General features: G+C 32.8%; 13 protein-coding genes and 1 pseudogene. 9 read left to right on the top strand and 5 right to left on the bottom strand.

What is annotated here, in order from left to right; genetic code table 11:
• Positions 1-35 precede the first annotated feature (35 nt).
• Positions 36-905, top strand: a complete 870-nt coding sequence (locus KA824_RS06390) for an SDR family oxidoreductase (RefSeq protein ID WP_107384334.1) — start codon at positions 36-38, stop codon at positions 903-905.
• A gap of 479 nt (positions 906-1,384) precedes the next feature.
• On the opposite strand, the gene KA824_RS06385 is transcribed toward KA824_RS06390, so the two are convergent.
• Positions 1,385-1,591, bottom strand: a complete 207-nt coding sequence (locus KA824_RS06385; protein ID WP_019469992.1) for a hypothetical protein — start codon at positions 1,589-1,591, stop codon at positions 1,385-1,387.
• Between the two features lie 139 nt (positions 1,592-1,730).
• A complete protein-coding gene (locus KA824_RS06380; protein ID WP_107384333.1) occupies positions 1,731-3,152 on the bottom strand; it encodes an SLC13 family permease in 1,422 nt (473 codons plus the stop codon).
• Between the two features lie 153 nt (positions 3,153-3,305).
• Between KA824_RS06380 and KA824_RS06375 the strand changes: the two are divergent.
• The 3 genes and pseudogenes from KA824_RS06375 to KA824_RS06365 all read left to right on the top strand — a co-directional run bounded on the left by KA824_RS06375 (position 3,306) and on the right by KA824_RS06365 (position 6,555).
• Positions 3,306-4,501 (top strand): annotated as a pseudogene (locus tag KA824_RS06375) (DUF819 family protein).
• 83 nt (positions 4,502-4,584) lie between these two features.
• On the top strand, positions 4,585-5,148 hold the full coding sequence (locus KA824_RS06370) for a sugar O-acetyltransferase (protein ID WP_107384332.1): 564 nt from the start codon (positions 4,585-4,587) through the stop codon (positions 5,146-5,148).
• A 390-nt stretch (positions 5,149-5,538) separates the two neighbouring features.
• Complete coding sequence (locus tag KA824_RS06365; protein ID WP_019469996.1) at positions 5,539-6,555, top strand: PTS sugar transporter subunit IIC; 1,017 nt, start codon at positions 5,539-5,541, stop codon at positions 6,553-6,555.
• Between the two features lie 192 nt (positions 6,556-6,747).
• Here KA824_RS06365 and KA824_RS06360 read toward each other — a convergent pair whose 3' ends face one another.
• Together KA824_RS06360 and KA824_RS06355 are read right to left on the bottom strand one after the other, a co-directional pair.
• On the bottom strand, positions 6,748-7,533 hold the full coding sequence (locus KA824_RS06360) for a putative hydro-lyase (RefSeq protein WP_107384331.1): 786 nt from the start codon (positions 7,531-7,533) through the stop codon (positions 6,748-6,750).
• A gap of 225 nt (positions 7,534-7,758) precedes the next feature.
• The gene (locus tag KA824_RS06355) at positions 7,759-9,450 is read right to left on the bottom strand and encodes a BCCT family transporter (RefSeq protein ID WP_107384330.1); all 1,692 of its coding nucleotides are present in this window, start codon (positions 9,448-9,450) and stop codon (positions 7,759-7,761) included.
• 172 nt (positions 9,451-9,622) lie between these two features.
• On the opposite strand from KA824_RS06355, the gene KA824_RS06350 reads away from it, so the two are divergent.
• Positions 9,623-10,060: a DUF4064 domain-containing protein gene (locus KA824_RS06350; protein WP_181187342.1), complete on the top strand. Its 438-nt coding sequence runs from the start codon at positions 9,623-9,625 to the stop codon at positions 10,058-10,060.
• Between the two features lie 335 nt (positions 10,061-10,395).
• Positions 10,396-11,940: an L-glutamate gamma-semialdehyde dehydrogenase gene (gene pruA / locus KA824_RS06345; RefSeq protein WP_019470000.1), complete on the top strand. Its 1,545-nt coding sequence runs from the start codon at positions 10,396-10,398 to the stop codon at positions 11,938-11,940.
• A gap of 248 nt (positions 11,941-12,188) precedes the next feature.
• On the opposite strand, the gene KA824_RS06340 is transcribed toward pruA, so the two are convergent.
• The gene (locus KA824_RS06340; RefSeq protein ID WP_107384328.1) at positions 12,189-12,743 is read right to left on the bottom strand and encodes a TetR/AcrR family transcriptional regulator; all 555 of its coding nucleotides are present in this window, start codon (positions 12,741-12,743) and stop codon (positions 12,189-12,191) included.
• A gap of 148 nt (positions 12,744-12,891) precedes the next feature.
• On the opposite strand from KA824_RS06340, the gene KA824_RS06335 reads away from it, so the two are divergent.
• From KA824_RS06335 to KA824_RS06325, 3 genes are all read left to right on the top strand, one after another.
• Positions 12,892-15,429 carry an MMPL family transporter gene (locus tag KA824_RS06335; RefSeq protein WP_181187343.1) on the top strand — a complete coding sequence of 846 codons (2,538 nt, stop codon included), beginning with the start codon at positions 12,892-12,894 and terminating at the stop codon, positions 15,427-15,429.
• 306 nt (positions 15,430-15,735) lie between these two features.
• On the top strand, positions 15,736-18,018 hold the full coding sequence (aryK, locus tag KA824_RS06330) for a transcriptional regulator AryK (RefSeq protein WP_181187344.1): 2,283 nt from the start codon (positions 15,736-15,738) through the stop codon (positions 18,016-18,018).
• Positions 18,019-18,347: 329 nt separating this feature from the next.
• Positions 18,348-19,745: an MFS transporter gene (locus tag KA824_RS06325; protein ID WP_107383982.1), complete on the top strand. Its 1,398-nt coding sequence runs from the start codon at positions 18,348-18,350 to the stop codon at positions 19,743-19,745.
• Positions 19,746-19,786: the final 41 nt, after the last annotated feature.

Below are 19,786 nucleotides of genomic sequence, written 5' to 3'. Positions count from 1 at the left end.
TACACGATAGAATTATTACACATGGGGGTATAATGATGAATTTATTAGAATTTCATAAGCAAATTAAAGGATATACACAAAATAAACAACCAGGTATCCAAAAAGATATGGATCCACAACCTATAACGGAAATGGAAGGATATAAAAGTGGTGGCAAATTAACAGGTAAAGTTGCTCTAATTACTGGTGGTGATTCTGGTATTGGACGTTCTGTAGCGATGTTATTTGCAAAAGAAGGGGCGAACGTTGCCATTGGTTACTATGATGAACATGAGGATGCTCAAAAAGTAGTGGATGATTTGAGAAAGATAGGCGTGAAAGCTAAAGCTTATGCACATGATTTAAAGGTAGTATCAGAATCTCAAAAATTAATTGATCAAGTGGTTAAAGATTTTGATGGCTTAAATATTTTAGTGAATAATGGTGGTGTTCAATTTCCGCAAGATAGTTTTCAAGAAATTACGCCAGAGCAAGTGAAAGAAACGTTTGAAACTAATATTTTTGGCATGATGTTTTTATCTCAAGCAGCAGCGCCTCATTTAAAAAACGGTGATGCCATTATCAATACTACTAGTGTTACCGCTTATAGAGGATCAGCGCATCTCATAGATTATTCAGCAACTAAAGGGGCAATCGTTGCGTTTACGAGATCATTAGCGACGAGTCTGATAGAACAAGGCGTACGCGTAAATGCTGTTGCACCTGGCCCTATATATACACCTTTAATACCTGCTACATTTTCAGATGAAAAAGTAGCACATCAAGGTGGAGAAACACCTATGGGTCGTCGTGGACAACCTGCAGAACTTGCACCGTCATATGTATTTTTAGCATCTTATGCAGATAGTTCTTACATTACAGGACAAGTCATTCATGTAAATGGTGGTGATTATATTACTTCTTAAGCATAGTTGGCATCTTAGCTATGATGGTTTAACGTAATAATATATTTTTCTATAACATTGATTGCAAAGCTTACACTATTAAATTAGTGAAGCATGTCTGACGTTTTCTCTTTTAACAATCTTGAAAATATGTAATTAGGCATTATCATTTGATATTCCATAAAGATATACACCTTGATAGTGCCTTCTAGTTATTTTAAAAAAACACTTTCATATAAATTCATTTAATAACATGAATTTAATGAAAGTGTTTCGTTATATTTTATAGTAATTGTAAAACTATATGAAAAATGAAAGTAGTTTTGCAATGTGTGTAAAGTCTTTTAGTTGAGCGTGTATTGTTCATATTATATTTAACATAGAATGTTTTGATCTAGCCATGTTTTGAAAAATGATAGACTACATGAGCAGATAAATCTAAAAGGCATTCCTATTATTTATAACTAAGGTATCAAGTTTGATGCATACGTTCTAGCCTGCTAAAAGAAATCTGAAGGAATGAAGTCATCGACATTTATATTTTTCAAAGAGTCAAAGTTAACATTTTCAATATTTTGTAGTATTTCTCCTTCTTTGAATTGTTGATAATAATTTGTAGTTTCTGCTACGATATCGTGATCTTGAAATGTTTTTACAACACCTAAGATCAAGAGGACAGCTATTGCACCTTTGATGATTGTTTTCATAAGTAATGACTCCTTTTAATGATAATACATATATTATATATGAAAATTCAGACTGTGACATGCGTCCATAGTATTTATATATCATCGTACCTTAGTTGTATACGACGTGCTTATGAAAATATATAGTCATCAACTGTAATTAGAGACCAAAAGCAATCGGTAACCAGAAATAAACAAATAATGATATGACAATAATAGTGAATAAATTTAATATAAATCCAGCTTTTACCATATCTTTCATTTCTAATTCATCAGAACTGAATACAGCTGCATTTGGTGGTGTTGAAATGGGCAACATGAAAGCACAAGTCGAAGATACTGCTACGATACCCATAATTATGAAAGGGTCTTGGCTGATAGCTGCAGCAAAACCAATACTGATTGGCATTAACATATTTGATACAGCCGTATTAGACATCACTTCAGTAAGGAATAAGATACCAGTTGTAAGCACGATAACAATTAAAATGAGTGGTAAAGGTTTTACAACACCCAGCATACCTCCAAACCATTTTGTTAGACCAGAGTCTTCAAAAGCAGCAGCTAATGAAAGGCCTCCACCAAACAATAGTAAAATACCCCAAGGGAGTTTGCTCATATCATCCCAAATAAGTAATCCACCTTTGTGAGACTTAGCAGGAATTAAAAATAAGAGCACTGCGCCTGTCATTGAAATAATGGTATCAGATAAGTGGAGACTAGCTGGAAGAAGACTACCACTGATCCATAAGACACTGACAAATAGAAATACAACACCGGTTAATTTTTCTTCTAAACTCATGGGTCCTAAATCACGTAATGATTTTTTGGCAAAGTCAGAAGAAATTTTATCTGCATCTTCAATTTTAAAGAGCCATTTTGTCATTAACAAGTATAATATGATAAGCAATATAATTGTTAAAGGTAAAGCGAAAATCATCCATTGTGCAAAAGAAACTGTTCTATTTAAGCTTGAAGCAGCGATTGCTGCAAACACTGCATTTGGTACTGAACCAATTAAAGTTGCGAGACCACCAATAGAAGCGGAATAAGCGACTGTAAGCAATAATGCTTTACTGAATTTATGTGCTGACTCTGGTTTTAAAAATTGTGCGCTTTGAATTTCATGTATTAAAGCTAATGCAATAGGTAGCATCATTAAAGCTGTTGCAGCATTAGAAATCCACATCGATATAAATGCTGTTGCAATCATGGTACCTAAAATAATACGATTGCTATTAGATCCCATCATAGCAATAATCGTCATTGCAATACGTTTATGTAAGTTCCATTTTTCAATTGCCAAAGCAATGATGAAACCACCCATATACATAAAGACTATCGGATCAGCATAAGCGCTTGCAGCCACTTGCTCATCTGTTCCACCACTTAAAGGTAATAGAATGAGTGGAATGAGTGACGTTGCTGGGATAGGAATCGCTTCTGTAATCCACCATGTGGCAACAAATAGTGTTACAGCAAGTACAGCCCTAGGAGCGTCATCTAGACCAGTAAGTCCAGGAATAAAATAAAATATCAAGAAAAGCAACGGTCCTAGGATCAAACCAATTTTTTGTTTCATAAAAAATCCCCCTTGTTTGTACCCTTGCATTAGTTAGAATATCAATTTGGAAAAGTAATGACAATTTATTTTTCAGAAAATTGTAAAAAAAGAGTGGTTTATTGTTAGAATAAGTTTAAACTTGTGCATTTAAGATATAAAGGGAGTGATTTTATGATATTGGGGACACTGGTAGGTAAAGATGATACATGGGTATTATGGGCAATTATTATAGTGTGGGCCACAGTAAGTATCTTTTTAGAACAACGCTATCAATGGGCAAGTACGATATCAGGGGCGATTATTGCACTGGTAGGCGCGATGATACTTTCTAACTTTAAAGTTATACCGACGAGTGCGCCAGTTTATGATACGGTGTGGGATTATATTGTTCCTTTATCTATACCATTACTACTTTTTAGTTCGAATATATTAAAAATTTGGAAAGAAAGTCGACGATTGTTGTTTATTTTTTTAATTGCATCAGTAGGGACCATGATTGGAACAACTGTAGCTTTTATCATATTAAATCATTCAGTACCTTATTTATCTAAAATAGGTGCAATGATGACCGGAAGCTACATTGGTGGCGGCGTAAATTTTGCTGCTTTGAGTTCCAAATTAAAAACACCTGGAGAAATGGTTTCATCCACAGTTGTCGCAGACAATAGTGTAATGGCATTATATTTTCTGCTATTAATTGCGATTCCATCGATACCGTTTATTAAAAACACTTTAATACACATTATAAAAGTGATCATTCACCAGCATCGCAAGCATCATTTTGGCAACCTAAAAAAATTCAATTATTAGATATTGCATTTTCAATCGCTGCAGCAATCGCAATCGTTGCGATCAGTTTTAAACTTTCTGAATTCATACAACAAGTCGTACCTCAAAGTAATTTGGTCTTAACTATACTTGTGTCATTTTTTGGAGATTTCTATCTTTTGCTTACAACTTTAACACTTGTCATTGTTGCCATTTGGGGAGATTTCTTTGAAAAGTTAGCAGGTGCTTCTGAAATTGGAACATTTTTAATTTATATTTTCTTTGTTGTCATAGGTACACCGGCTTCATTTGTTACGATTGTTAAAACGGCACCGCTGTTGTTTATCTTTGTAATGATTATTTTAATATTTAACTTAGGGCTAAGCTTGTTGTTAGGCAAGTTGTTAAAATTCAATATAGAAGAGATATTATTAGCAAGTAATGCAACCGCTGGAGGGCCCACTACTGCAGCAGCATTAGCGATAGGTAAAGGTTGGACTGATTTAGTCGGACCTATATTAATTGTAGGCACATTAGGTTATGTGATTGGTAATTATGCTGGAACGTTAATGTACCAATGGCTTTCTTATATCGCTTAGTGAAAAGGCATTTATTTAGAAATATCACGACGAGATGATATAGTTAATCTGATAAATTAGTGAAGACGAGTGAGGGATGAAATTTGAGTGAAAAAGAAAAAATGTTAGCTGGACAATGGTATGATGCAAACTATGATGCAAATTTGGACAAAGAAAGAAATATAGCAAAAGATTTATGCTTTGAATTAAACCAAACTAAACCCAGTAATAAAGAGAGACGCCAAACAATTTTGAAAGCATTGTTACATGCTGAACCACATCACTTAGAATTATTAAGTCCATTTTATGTTGATTATGGTTATAACCTTTTTTTAGGTGAGCAGGTGTTTATTAATCATGACTGTTATTTCATGGATGGTGGTAAAATCTTCGTGGGCAATCATGTATTTATTGGACCGAAATGTGGTTTTTACACTGCGATACATCCCTTAGACTATCAAGTTAGAAACCAAGGATTGGAACAAGCGCTACCAATACATATAGGAGATAATGTTTGGATTGGCGCAAATGTTATAGTTTTACCTGGAGTTACAATTGGTAATGGCACAGTTATTGGCGCTGGAAGTATTGTATCTAAAGATATTCCAGAGAATGTAGTTGCAATAGGTTCACCGGCAAAACCAATAAAAACGATTGATAACAACTAAGCGACTTTATGAGCTTAAATTATATATTGAACTTTTTTAATAGGAGTTAGTAACATGAATCAACGTTTGCAACGGATGATGTTACTGCTCCTTTTTATTTGCTACAAGATAAATAAAATACTATTGTGTGAAATTTTAAAACAAATTAAATTTGTTTTAAAAAATGTTCAGCGGAGCTTAAATAGAAAATAATAAAATTGTTCGGAATATAATAAAAATTTGTGTTAGAATGTATAAATATGGAAATTGAAAAGTTTATATTTTGTTAATTACAAATAATTTAATATTTATTTGTTGCAAGTAGCTTTAGCATCCATATATAGAAAGGATTGAACTATTTATTTCACAAGTTTAAAGAGTGAGTAGTTCAAAGAAAGAGGAGAATTATTCATGGACATTTTAATAGGAACCTTGTTTTTAATCGTTGTCTTAGTGTTATTTACATTATTTACATATCGTGCTCCTAATGGCATGCGTGCGATGGGAGCATTAGCCAATGCAGCGATAGCAACATTTTTAGTAGAAGCTTTTCATAAATATGTTGGCGGAGATCTATTTGGCATTAAATTTTTAGGAGATCTTGGTGATGCTGCTGGTGGACTAGGCGGCGTGGCAGCTGCTGGTTTAGTTGCTTTAGCAATAGGTGTTTCACCTGTTTATGCTTTGGTTATTGCAGCAGCTTGTGGTGGTTTAGATTTAATACCAGGGTTTGTTGCTGGTTATGCAATTGGTTATTTAATGAAGTTTGCAGAACATAAAGTGCCAGACGGCATAGATTTAATAGTAGGCATTTTGATTATAGCGCCACTAGCAAGGTTAGTAGCTACTGTAATCACGCCATTAGTAAATAATTCATTATTGAAAATTGGAGACATTATCCAAAGTTCCACAGAAATTAACCCGATTATTATGGGGCTTATACTTGGTGGCGTCATTACAGTAGTTGGGACAGCACCATTAAGTTCCATGGCGTTGACTGCATTATTAGGTTTAACCGGAATGCCAATGGCAATTGCGGCAATGGTTTCATTTGCGTCATCTTTCATTAATGGTACGATGTTTAATAAACTAAAACTTGGAGATCGCAAATCTAGAATTGCGGTTTGTATTGAACCATTATCACAAGCAGATGTTGTATCTGCAAATCCAGTGCCCGTTTATACTGCCAACTTTATTGGGGGAGCTTTAGCAGGTGCGGTTATAGCAACATCTGGTATGATTAATGATGCTACAGGTACAGCTACACCGCTCGCAGGTTTCCTTGTTATGTTCGGTTTCAATAACCCGATAAAAATCATTATATATGGTGCTATTGTAGGTATTATAGGTTTAATCGTAGGTTATGTTTGTTCTGTTTGGTTTAAAAATTATCCAGTCGTTTCGAAAGAAGAGATAGAAGCACGATAATACTGAGTAATAGATAAACGATATGAAAGATCAATTTAAAACCATCGTATGTATTTTACACTTAACATAAAGTCAATTATATAAATGAAAAAGTAGCAAAATGGCATCCATCAATATTAAATGGATGCCATTTTGCTGTGTTTTTATTTTTATAACATTAAAAATATGTGTTTAAACAAGTTCAAGTTTATATTAATTACTTAGCTGACTATCTGGGACATCAGTGATAAACATATGTCCAGGTGCATGTGTAATCATCAATTCTGGCTTAGCATCTAACGCAACAGATTGTGGAGTAACTCCACAGCCCCAAAATACAGGGACTTCATTTTCTTTAATCGTGACAGGCTCGCCAAAATCAGGGTTTGTTATGTTTTCGATGCCAATTTCTGATGGATTACCTATATGAATTGGCGTACCGTGAACATTTTTAAAATGGGTTGTAATTTCTGTTGCTTTTATAGCTTGTTGCATGGTCATCGGCCTCATACTTACAGTGATATTTCCTGAGAAATGACCACTTGATGCGGCTGGAATATTTGTTATATACATTGGAACATTGTGCTCTTCTTCAATGTGACGAATTGGTAAACCAGCATCCAACAAAGCATGCTCAAAAGTAAAACTGCAGCCAATCAAAAAACTCACCATGTCATCATTAAATAAATGAGCTATGTCAGTAGGAGACTCCACTAATTCTCCATAACGGTATACTTTATATTGTGCTACTTCATTTGTGATGTTAGCATCTTTACCATAAGTAGGAAAAGAAGTTGATCCTATTTCTGATACATCTAAAAGCGGACATGTCTTAGGATTTCTAAAACAGAATTTTAAAAAATCATATGCATAGGCAGAGGGTAATATGACTACATTGGCTTGGACATAACCTTTAGCCATTCCACTTGTATGACCAGTGAGTTCACCTTTACTTATCATTTTTCTTAAAGTACTCGGGTGTTGGTTTTGTAAATTCATTATGTGTTCATCCCCTTAAATTAGCTTCTTAGATATATTTTAGCAAAAATCAACATATAAGTAGTACAAATTGTTCGGAATATTTAGAAAAAATAAAAACAGACGTAGTATTGAAATCGAAATATCGTTAATTTCAATACTACGCCGCTATCAAGTTGAGATTTTTTAAACACGTATAAACATTAATGATTGAGCTAGTTTGATAATTTCGAACAACATGGTCAATTAATCATCTTTGTCTTTGGTATCTGCATCATGGTTTTTATTTTTCGCAGCATTGTGATTTGATTCATTTTCTTCTACTGAAGCATCAGCATCAGTTTCTAAATCATTTGTTTCACGTTCTTCTAACGGTATAGAATAATCTTTATCATCATTGATGTAAGTCATTTTAAAGTGTTCAGTTGGTTCTCTTCTTAATGCGCGCATTAAAGAAAAAATCATGAGTAATAAAATAATTGAGAATGGTAGACCTGTAACAACAGATGCAGTTTGTAAACTTGTCAAACCGCCTGCAATTGTCATAGAAACAGATATAGCACCAATTAATATCCCCCAAATAATTTTATGTTTGATTTTAGGGTTGGCGATCCCACCAGTTGCCATACCTGCAACAATATGTGTGGTAGAATCAGCGCTCGTGATGATAAATATAAAGATGAGTGCAATTGCTAATGCACTTGTGATGTCAGCGATAGGAAACTTGGATAATAATTCAAAAAGTGCAACAGTATAATCCTTGTCGACAATGTTTGCAATGTTGTCGTTACCATTTAATGCTATTTTCACTGCTGTACCACCAAATCCAGCTATCCAAGTAAACGAAATTAAAGGTGGGATAATTAATACACCAACGACGAATTCTCTAATCGTTCTTCCACGAGATACCCGAGCTACGAAACCTCCTATAAATGGCGACCATGAAATAACCCATGCCCAATAGAAAACAGTCCATTGTTGTATCCAGCTATTATCGCCAGTATAAGGGCTGATACGTAAACTATATTCAATAAAATGACGTAAATAATCACCTATTGCTAATGTATAAGATTCTAAAATAAATTTAAAATCACCAAAAATAAACATGAAGATAAGTAATATTGCACCTAAGCCAATATTGATATTACTTAACCATTTTACCCCTCTATTTAAGCCAGTAATTGCTGACGTTAAAAAGATACCTACCATTAAAATAGTGATTGATATTTTAGTGACATTATTGTTAGGGACATTAAAGACATGTTGAAGACCTCCACTAATTTGCATAATACCTAAGCCAATAGATGTGGCTATCCCCATTACTGTAGCTATGATTGCTAATACATCTATTATATTTCTATATGGTCGTTTATAAGATTCACCAAATACAGGTTCCATTGCGGTTGAAATAAGACCATCACGTTTTTTTCTAAATTGGAAGTACGCCACTGTTAAACCGGCAATTGCGAAGATAGACCATTGAGAAATACCCCAATGGAAAAAAGTATAGCCCATAGCAACACGAGCGGATTCTGCAGAGGCGTCAGGCGTTTTACCAGGAAATGGCGAATGTAAATAATGGGTTAATGGTTCTGCTACACCCCAAAATACAATGCCGACACCCAAACCTGCAGAAAAGAGCATTCCAATCCAAGACATCATAGAAAATTCAGGCTCTTCATTATCGTCACCCAATTTAAAACGACCGTAACGTGAAATGGCTAAAGCAATTAAAAATATATCTAAAATAAAAATAATTACTAAAAATAGCCACCCAAAACTATTTGCTATATAATCGTAGACTTGTTGTGCATGACTCCCAAAATTTTTAGGGAAAATACCTGCTATTAATGTGATAAGTACAATAATTGCAACAGATATCATATAAACAAGATTTCTATGTTTTTTCTTTCTGGCGTGTGCATTCTTGTCATTCATAATAGTATTAAATCATCCCTTTGTTTTAATTTATATTAAGAAATTACCCTATTGCAATGACACTATTCATTGAAAATTCTGATAAAAATTATTATATTGATTAAGTTGCATGATTCATATTTTTATGGGTATAGAAAATATGAAAATTTATAAATTGCTAAGGAGGTTGCATATGAAACGTACATTAGAAAAAGTACTAGTTTGGCTAGGAATTTTCATACAATTTGTACTAATTTTTTTAATGGCTATTGCTGCACCATTTTTAAATGATCTAAGTTTTAAGCGTTCATTAATGGACTCTTTTGAAAATCAAGAAGCTATTAGCAATAATTTAACTCAAACAGAAACTTCACAATTGTTAGATCATATAAGCCAATTATTTATTGTTGCTTTAGGTTTAGTTATTGTAACGACAATCTTAGCATTAATTTTTGTATTATTAATGAATAAAATACCAAAAACAGCAGGTGTGATATTTATATTACTTGCTATTGTCAGTGTGTTTACATTAAATATTATTACGGCTTTGTTATGGTTAATTGCAGGTATTATACTGTTAGTTAAAAAACCACATAAACATAATAAAAGAAAAAAAGTACATAAAAATTAAATATTGTTCGTTGTCATGATAAAAATGGTCATTTAACAATGAATTAGATGAACTTAGAAACAATTTTAAATCGTCATCATATGAATCATACACTTTCTTTAAGTTCATAATTATATGTATAAAGAAGTTAAAGAAAGTGTTCTTTTAAAGTAATTTGAGCAATATTGAAAAAAGAGAAGTAAAATCGTTAAAAAGATAGATATAAAATGCGATTTATTTTCACAAAAGTTTTTGTAAGCGATTGCATTTGTTGTGTGATACCTATACAATAAAAATAAGAATGGAAGTTTTCCATTTTAGTTTTCTATTTACAAACTTACATGGGGGTAGAAAAAATGGTTGTCAACTATACAAATGAACCAGGCATTGACTTTACTGATAATAGCAATGTCGAATCATTCAAAGAAGCATTAAAGAAAGTTAAAGGTGAATTAAATCAAAAACTTCCGTTAGTGATTAATGGGGAGAAAATTTTTACTAAGGATACATTTCAATCTATCAATCCTGCAAACACTTCTGAAGTTATTGCTGAAGTATCAAAAGCTACAACAAAAGAAGTAGATAAAGCTTTTGATGCGGCTAATGAAGCTTATAAATCTTGGAAACGATGGACACACAGAGATCGTGCCGAATTTTTAATTAGAGTTGCAGCAATTATTAGACGACGCAAAGAAGAAATATCGGCAGTGATGGTGTATGAAGCTGGTAAACCATGGGACGAAGCAGTTGGTGACGCAGCTGAAGGTATTGATTTCATCGAATATTATGCTAGATCAATGATGGAACTCGCAGATGGTAAACCAGTATTAGATAGAGAAGGAGAACACAATCAATATTTTTATAAACCAATTGGTACTGGGGTAACAATCCCACCATGGAACTTCCCATTTGCAATTATGGCGGGTACTACTTTAGCACCAGTTGTTGCTGGTAATACAGTTCTTTTAAAACCTGCAGAAGATACGCCGTTAACAGCGTATAAATTAATGGAAGTATTAGAAGAAGCAGGTTTACCAAAAGGTGTTGTGAACTTTGTTCCTGGTGATCCAAAAGAAATTGGCGACTATCTTGTTGATAGTGTGCACACGCACTTTGTGACGTTTACAGGTTCACGTGCGACAGGTACACGCATCTTTGAAAGAGCTGCAAAAGTTCAAGAAGGACAACAATTTTTAAAACGTGTTATCGCTGAGATGGGCGGTAAAGATGCGATTGTAGTTGATAAAGATATAGATACAGACTTGGCAGCTGAATCGATTGTTTCATCAGCGTTTGGCTTCTCAGGTCAAAAATGTTCTGCTTGTTCACGCGCAATCGTCCATAAAGATGTATATGATGAAGTTTTAGAAAAAGCTGTTAAACTTACACAAGATTTAACTTTAGGAAATACAGAAAACAACACATACATGGGACCAGTTATAAATCAAAAACAATTTGATAAAATTAAAAATTATATCGAAATTGGTAAAAAAGAAGGTAAGTTAGAACAAGGTGGTGGTACTGATGGTGCTACAGGTTACTTTGTTGAACCTACAATTTTCTCTGGTCTTAAATCAAGCGATCAAATCATGCAAGAAGAAATATTTGGACCTGTTGTTGGTTTTGTAAAAGGAAAAGATTTTAATGAGTTATTAGAAATTGCTAATGACACAGATTATGGATTAACAGGCGCAGTTATTACGAATAACCGTGAAAACTGGATTGAAGCTGTTAAAGAATATGACGTTGGTAACTTATATCTAAATCGTGGTTGTACTGCAGCAGTCGTTGGCTACCATCCTTTCGGTGGCTTTAAAATGTCTGGTACAGATGCAAAAACAGGTAGCCCAGACTATCTATTGCACTTCTTAGAACAAAAAGTTGTTTCAGAAATGTTTTAATTATAAAAAATGACTAGGAAATCATCCTAGTATCAAAAAGCCCGTAAATGAATTTTCTGAAATTCATTTACGGGCTTTTTATATATCATATTGCCTACTTACCATATTTAAGGAACTGCACGGTAAGCAAGTTTAGTTTGCTTAGAATTACTTTGTAATACTCACTTTTCATACTATTGTATTAAATACTTACTAAAAATTAAATTAACGTTGATGCAATTCGTCAAAATTATTGATGTGCTAATTTTTTATTCATCATTAACTTGAATATTAATCATTTTATGAAAAAGTGCATCAATGGCTTGAGGTGACATATTGTTACTATGTTCACGCATCCATTCCATAAAACCATATAAAGTAGCACCGTAAACATAAAATACTAAATCTATTGGAACGCTTTGGTCAACCGTTATCCGATGTTCGTTTGCTTTAATATCATTTTGTAGTATACGAATAAAATGATTCTGAACCGTACGTTCAAATTCTTTATCATCTTCTTGTTTATGCTTTATTTTACTAAAATCGTCAATGTGTGTGACGGATTGATCCAAGCTAGTAAAAGGGTTGTTGATACGTTCTTTAATATCTGTTGAAAAGTAATCTTTGGTTAAGTAGGTCATTAAATAAATAAGTAAATCATATTTATCATAAAAATGCTTATAAAAAGTTGTGCGATGAACCAACGCTTCATTGCAAATTTGATTTACTGAAATAGTTGAAAATGCATATTTTTCTAATAATGCATATAAGCTTTGAGATAGTGCCCGCTTTGTTTTGATTACACGCAAATCTTTTTCATTCATTCTACAATTCTCCTAATCTGTAGTTTAAGTATACGGAATTGCATATTTAGTTCTTTTTTAAATAGGGTAAATCATTATAAGATGTCAATAGAAATAATCTACAGTATATGTATAAACTATAACGTTGTTTAATTGAGGAGGCAATAGTTTGGCAAAATTTTTATACAAATTAGGTTCATTTGTTGCAAAGCACAAATGGTGGAGTGTAGTTGCTTGGGTGATTATTCTTGCAGCAATTATTATACCGCTTACAATAAGTTCGCCTAAATTTGATAATGATATAACAATGAATGGCTTACAGTCATTAGATACGAATGACAAAATAGAAGACGAATTTGGACAAGATAGTGAGAAAGCTCAAATTAGAGTAGTCTTTAAAAGTGATTCAGATAATGGCATAGTGAAGCAAGATATGACTAAAGATATCAAAGATACATTGAAAGATATTAAGGATGATGATGAAGATATTAAAAATATCTCAGATCCTTATGACAATAAACAAATCAGTGATGACAAATCTACAGCAATCGCTGATATTAATTATGATGTGTCTGCAACGTCATTAAAAGAAAATTCAAAAGATAAAGTGAAAGATCAAGTTGAAAAATTAGAAGATGATCATAACGTACAAGTGGAACTAATGGGTACAGGTATGGAATCTACTGAAGTTGGTGGTTCTTCTGAATTAATCGGAATTATTGTAGCATTTGTTGTACTTCTAATTACGTTTGGTTCGTTTATCGCAGCAGGTATGCCGATTATTAGTGCTTTACTTGGTTTAGGTACTGGCGTAGGTATCATATCATTATTAACCTATGCATTTGATATTCCAAATGTGACTTTAACATTAGCAGTCATGATTGGTTTAGCGGTAGGTATTGATTATGCACTATTTATTTTATTTAGATATCGGCAAATTGTTAAAAGTGAGCCCAATCACATTAAGGCAATAGGTTTAGCAGTAGGTACTGCAGGCAGTGCAGTTATCTTTGCTGGTGTTACAGTTATTATTGCCGTTTGTGGCTTGTCACTTGTTGGTATAGATTTCTTAGCCGTGATGGGCTTTGCTTCTGCAATTAGTGTATTTGTCGCAGTGATTAGTGCATTAACTTTATTACCAGCATTGATCAGTATTTTCCATAAACAAATTCATCCTAAACAAACAAAAACAGAGTTTGCAGGAGATGTAGATACGAAATGGTCTAAATTCGTAGTTGGTAAACCACTTGCAGCAGTACTGATTGGACTTATTATTTTAGTCGTAGCTGCTATACCGATTAATGATATGCGTCTAGGTATACCAGATGATGGTATGAAACCAGCGGATACGACTCAGAAAAAGGCCTATGATATTGTATCTGATAAATTTGGAGAAGGATATAATGGTCAAATTGCAATGCTTGTAAATGTGAAAGATCAAAATGATAATCCTGAAGCGTTGCAAAAAGATTTACAAAGTTTGAGTAAAGATATTAATGATATGGATAATGTGAAGATGGTTGCACCGCCACAATTGAGCAAAAGTAAAGATTATGCATTAGTAGCGGTAATTCCTGATAAAGGTCCAAATGCTAAATCTACTAATGATTTAGTTCATGATTTAAGAGATTATAATGATGATGCTAGAGACAAATATAATTTCAAAACCGAAGTATCTGGACAAAGTGTAATTAATATAGATATGTCGCAAAAACTAAATGAAGCTATTCCATTATTTGCTGGTGTTATCGTAGCATTAGCGTTCGTACTATTAATGGTTGTCTTCCGTTCTATCATTATTCCACTAAAAGCAGTTCTAGGTTTCGTACTTTCTTTAGTGGCAACATTAGGCTTTACTACTTTAGTAATGCAAGAAGGATTTATGTCTGAACTATTTGGCGTAGATACAACGGGACCATTACTAGCATTCTTACCGGTTATTACAATTGGCTTGCTCTTTGGTCTGGCGATGGATTACGAAGTATTCCTTATGTCCCGTATTCATGAAGAGTATAGTAAAACAGGTAATAATGAACACGCGATAAAAGTAGGTATTAAAGAAAGTGGTCCAGTCGTTGTTGCTGCAGCACTTATTATGTTTAGTGTGTTTATTGCATTCGTCTTCCAAGATGATGTGATGATTAAATCTATGGGATTATCACTTGCCTTTGGTATATTGTTTGATGCATTTATCGTACGTTTATTATTGATTCCTGCATTAACACAATTATTTGGCAAAGCATCTTGGTATATGCCAGCATGGTTAAATCGAATATTACCACATGTAGATATTGAAGGGCATGCTCTACAGGGCGAGATGCCGGCATCTAATTATGCACATATCAATCAGTCTGCAGGTAATGATAGCTATGATCGTACATTTAGCATCCGCAAACAACAAAACGCATATAATGAAGAAAATAATACAATATCTGTGGATCAAAAAACGAAAATGCTATATAACGAAATTGCACAACAAACAACGCAACGCGCATTTTTATATGAAGCTTTAAAATCATATAAAAAAGATTTAACACAGTCGCAAAATGAAAGTGATAAATCACCGGCCATTTCAACTCGTGTTGATAACAAAAACGAAAATTCGTTTGGTAGTGAAGATGATGAAATTGTTAAGCTACTAGCGCAACAAAGTGAAAATATTCGTCATTTGAATGAATTAATTGAAAAAACAATTAATAAAAAATAAAAGTTTTAGTATGTAACACACATATTTAAAGCAAAAGACTAATCCGTACAACTACGGATTAGTCTCAGACTGTCGACAAAGTCTCCGACTTTGTTGGCAGTTTTTTTATGCACGCTTTCCGCGGGCACTACCTTAGCCTGTAGTCTTCGGCTAGTGCTATTCCCGCAGGAGTCGGCATAAATCACTGCCAATATTATAGTATATTTGGAGACGCACTCCTTTATGTCTAATTAACGACAAATTAAAAAACAAAATAGCAAATACACATTTATTTTATTAAAATATATTTTAATAAAGAGGTGTGCTATGGAAAAAATTTATAATATCGAATTTAATCACAACAATAATTCAGTGTTTAATTTTAATGATGGTGTACGTATCGTTCTCGTGTTAAAAAATAAGTTGAAATTCGTCAGTGGGACTAGTATTCATAAATTTCAAGCAGGCGATGTTTTTATTATCAATCATAGAGAGCGCTATCGACTTATAGAAGAGGAAGATACCTTATATACCGCCATTCATTTGAAAGAATCGTATTTAAAGCAATATATTAGTGATTACAATGACAAAATATATATTTTAAATCCACAGACATTGCAAAAAGTTATATACCAACAAATTCTGAATGTTGTGGCTAAGATAGGTATCGTCTATATTCGAAAAGGGAAGTTTTATAGATTATATATGGAACAACTGTTAATTGACTTAATGTTTATGATTGTAAGATATTTGCCAGCTTATGAAAATATAAATCATGAACATGATGTTAATGATCACCGCTTAGATTTTGTATGTAAATATATTGAAAGAAATTTCACCAAACCAATCACGTTAAGTGAGGTGGCTGAGAAGGTGCATTTAAGTCACACATATTTGTCAAAGTTATTTACAAAACATATGGGAATTGGTTTCAATCATTATGTTAATCATATTAGAATTGAACATTGTAAAAACGACTTAGTACAAACAAATGATGCTATTACTCACATTGCCTTGAAAAATGGTTTTAGTAACTCTAATATGCTGCTGAAATATTTTAAATTAGACACCAAATTAACGCCTTCGCAATATAGAAAAAGGTATCAGGTTGGAGATATTGTGGACACTGCCAAAACAACAATTGAATCGGAAAACTATCAAATGTATCTATACTATTTAAATACTTATATCCAACAAACGCTTGGTACTATGATTCAATCTCCTTATAATCAAAAAGTCATTGATATTACGCTGAATTACAATCAAACACACGATTTGTCAGATTATGATCATGTGATTCAAATAGGTAGCCTTGATACATTACTTTTTCAAAGATACAGAAAACAACTGATAGAAGTACAACAATTTTTAGGTTTGGGCCATGTGCTTATCAAAGATCCTATTTTAAAAGGTTATATTGAAAATAAAGTTATTGAAAGTGATGAACTTATTCCTACTATACATCCATATATGAAAGTAGATGAATGCTTAAGTTTTTTATTTGAACATCACATTGGTTTAGGAATTGAAATCGATCCTCCAACATTAACATCACAATTTGTACAATATACAAACGAATTAAGATTTTTATTAGAGCATATTTATAATACAGTGCCGAATAGAAAACAATTTAAATTAGTCATTTACTTGAAGGGTAAAAAAGCCAATGTACTATTAAAAATAATAAGGTTATTTAAAGAATATTTTGAGCATACTCAGATTATACTTAATACGGACATCACTGATGTCAATGAATTGGCAACTGCTAAACAAATTTTGGATAAATCAAGTGAAAGTATTAATAGTATAGCGTTTAGTGCAAATCAAAATGATATTATCAATTTCAATTCAATTGAAAGTAAACAGTATGATTTAGCTAAACGACATATCATAGAACAGTACAATAAGATTACTGATGTGTTCAATATAAAGGGGAAAGATGTTTCGGTTGTGTTGCTTAATTGGAACACATTAACAGGTAATACAAGTCTTACAAATGGTGAATATTTTAGAGCAGGTATCATTTTTGAACAGTTGATTGATATAAATCCTCAAATACAAGCAATTGGCTACTGGCTTAATCATGAATTACACCATCAATATAATTCAAATGAGATTACCTCCGAATTAAATGGTATTGATTTATATCATCAATTTGATGGGAAAAGGCCTGCATTTTTTACAAGTATGTTTTTTAAAAAGTTATTTAACCAAGTGCTTTTTAAAAACGAAGACTGCATGGTTGTAGGGCAGAGGGACCATTTTCAAATCGTAGTGTGGGATGCAGAACATTATAATCCGTATTATACAACAAATGAACAAACAGATTATTTAAGTCATAAAGAGTACCAACTCAATATATCAAATGCCACCACTGGCTCGTATAAAATAAAGCATTTAACATTAGATAGAAATAATGGTGCACTTTATCAAGTTTGGCAGCAGTACAATACACAACATGGCATGGATACAGAGACAATCAATTATGTTAACAGAATCTCTTACCCTAAGTTAGATGTCAGCGAAGTGGATGTCGTAGATACGATTTCTTATCATTTGAAATTACAAACCAATGCAATACAAATGATTGAATTTAAAAAATACTTTTAATTGTAGTTGTAGAGTGACATAAAAATTGATATATCGCTGTGTCGTATGTTTGGCGATAAAATAATCAGCTTATTCATTTGCAGTTTGGTACAAAATGACAAAAATAATATAGTTCATTTTTGTCATTTAAAACTACAATTGTTATTTAGAAAATAATCGATACTAAAAACCACAATTATTATATATTTTAACAAAATATATCCTACTACTATATTTTATAGAGAGGATAGCAAGTATCATTTATTGAAAATGTCGATAATAAGTACATTTTCCAACTAAGCTAATCTTCCCTATTTGTCATTTTAAAAATATTTTAGGAGGATGAACAAATGACTCAACAGGGAAATACGAAGAGTTATCAAGGTGACAACAAATTAATATTAGGTATTGTATTAGGAGTTGTCACTTTTTGGTTATTTGCGCAATCTTTATTAAACGTAGTTCCTACGTTACAACAATCATTTAATAGTAATATTGGCACAATAAGTATTGCTGTTAGTATTACAGCACTATTCTCAGGAATGTTTGTTGTTGGTGCTGGAAGCTTAGCAGATAAAGTAGGGCGTGTGAGAATAACATATATTGGTTTATGGTTAAGTATCATTGGTTCTTTATTGATTATAATTAGTAACCTGCCGATATTGCTCATTATAGGAAGAGTAATTCAAGGTTTATCAGCAGCAGCGATTATGCCCTCAACTTTAGCAATTATGAAGACTTATTTTGAAGGTAAAGATAGACAGCGTGCACTGAGTTATTGGTCGATTGGTTCATGGGGTGGATCAGGATTAGCATCTCTATTCGGTGGTATGGTTTCAACTTTTATTGGTTGGAGATGGATTTTTATTTTATCTATTATTATTGCCTTAGTTGCAATGTTATTAATAAAAGGCACACCGGAAACCAAATCTGATAATACAACAAACTTGAAATTTGATTTTACTGGGTTGATGCTTTTTGTAATTATGATGTTAAGTATTAACGTCGTAATCACTCAAAGTGGTACATTTGGCATGCTTTCACCTATAATAATAGGACTAGTTATTGTATTTATTATCACAACCATAGCTTTTGTAATAGTTGAAAATAAAAAACATAATCCATTAATTGATTTTAAATTATTTAAAAACAAAGCTTATACAGGGGCGACATTATCCAATTTCTTACTAAATGGTGTTGCAGGTGCTTTGCTTGTAGCCAATACATTCGTTCAAAAAGGTATAGGTTTCAACGCATTCCAAACAGGACTTTTATCGATTACATATTTGGTTACTGTATTGTTGATGATTAGAGTCGGTGAAAAAGTTTTACAAAAAGTAGGGGCTAAAAAACCTATGTTGTTAGGTACAACGTTTAATATGGTTGGTATTATTTTAATATCATTTACATTTTTACCTAGTGCGCTATATGTCGTTGTATGTATTATTGGTTATTTACTCTATGGATTAGGTTTAGGTTTTTATGCAACACCTTCTACAGATATGGCGATATCTAATTCTCCTGAAGATAAAGTTGGTGTAGCTTCAGGTATTTATAAAATGGCTTCCTCATTGGGTGGCGCATTTGGTATAGCTTTATCAGGAGCTTTATATGGCGTTGTTACAGAAGCTACAAATGTGAAGTTTGGTGCGATGGCTGGTTTATGGTTAAACGTATTAATGGCATTGCTTTCATTCGTCATTATTCTTCTAGCTGTGCCATCGTTTAAGAAGCAAAATAGAGCATAATTCATTAATACAACGTTGTCATTTGAAAAGTATATAATGGC

The sequence above is a fragment of the Staphylococcus sp. GDY8P198P genome (assembly GCF_017891615.1).
Classification (GTDB): Bacteria; Bacillota; Bacilli; order Staphylococcales; family Staphylococcaceae; genus Staphylococcus; species Staphylococcus cohnii.
This window is presented reverse-complemented; position numbering and strand designations above follow the sequence as displayed.

Bases quoted from the DNA above. Each gene is read 5' to 3' on its own strand.
- KA824_RS06390 (WP_107384334.1), top strand. From the start codon at position 36: ATGAATTTATTAGAATTTCATAAGCAAATTAAAGGATATACACAAAAT.
- KA824_RS06385 (WP_019469992.1), bottom strand. From the start codon at position 1,591: ATGAAAACAATCATCAAAGGTGCAATAGCTGTCCTCTTGATCTTAGGT.
- KA824_RS06380 (WP_107384333.1), bottom strand. From the start codon at position 3,152: ATGAAACAAAAAATTGGTTTGATCCTAGGACCGTTGCTTTTCTTGATA.
- KA824_RS06365 (WP_019469996.1), top strand. From the start codon at position 5,539: ATGGACATTTTAATAGGAACCTTGTTTTTAATCGTTGTCTTAGTGTTA.
- KA824_RS06360 (WP_107384331.1), bottom strand. From the start codon at position 7,533: ATGAATTTACAAAACCAACACCCGAGTACTTTAAGAAAAATGATAAGT.
- KA824_RS06355 (WP_107384330.1), bottom strand. From the start codon at position 9,450: ATGAATGACAAGAATGCACACGCCAGAAAGAAAAAACATAGAAATCTT.
- KA824_RS06350 (WP_181187342.1), top strand. From the start codon at position 9,623: ATGAAACGTACATTAGAAAAAGTACTAGTTTGGCTAGGAATTTTCATA.
- pruA (WP_019470000.1), top strand. From the start codon at position 10,396: ATGGTTGTCAACTATACAAATGAACCAGGCATTGACTTTACTGATAAT.
- KA824_RS06340 (WP_107384328.1), bottom strand. From the start codon at position 12,743: ATGAATGAAAAAGATTTGCGTGTAATCAAAACAAAGCGGGCACTATCT.
- aryK (WP_181187344.1), top strand. From the start codon at position 15,736: ATGGAAAAAATTTATAATATCGAATTTAATCACAACAATAATTCAGTG.
- KA824_RS06325 (WP_107383982.1), top strand. From the start codon at position 18,348: ATGACTCAACAGGGAAATACGAAGAGTTATCAAGGTGACAACAAATTA.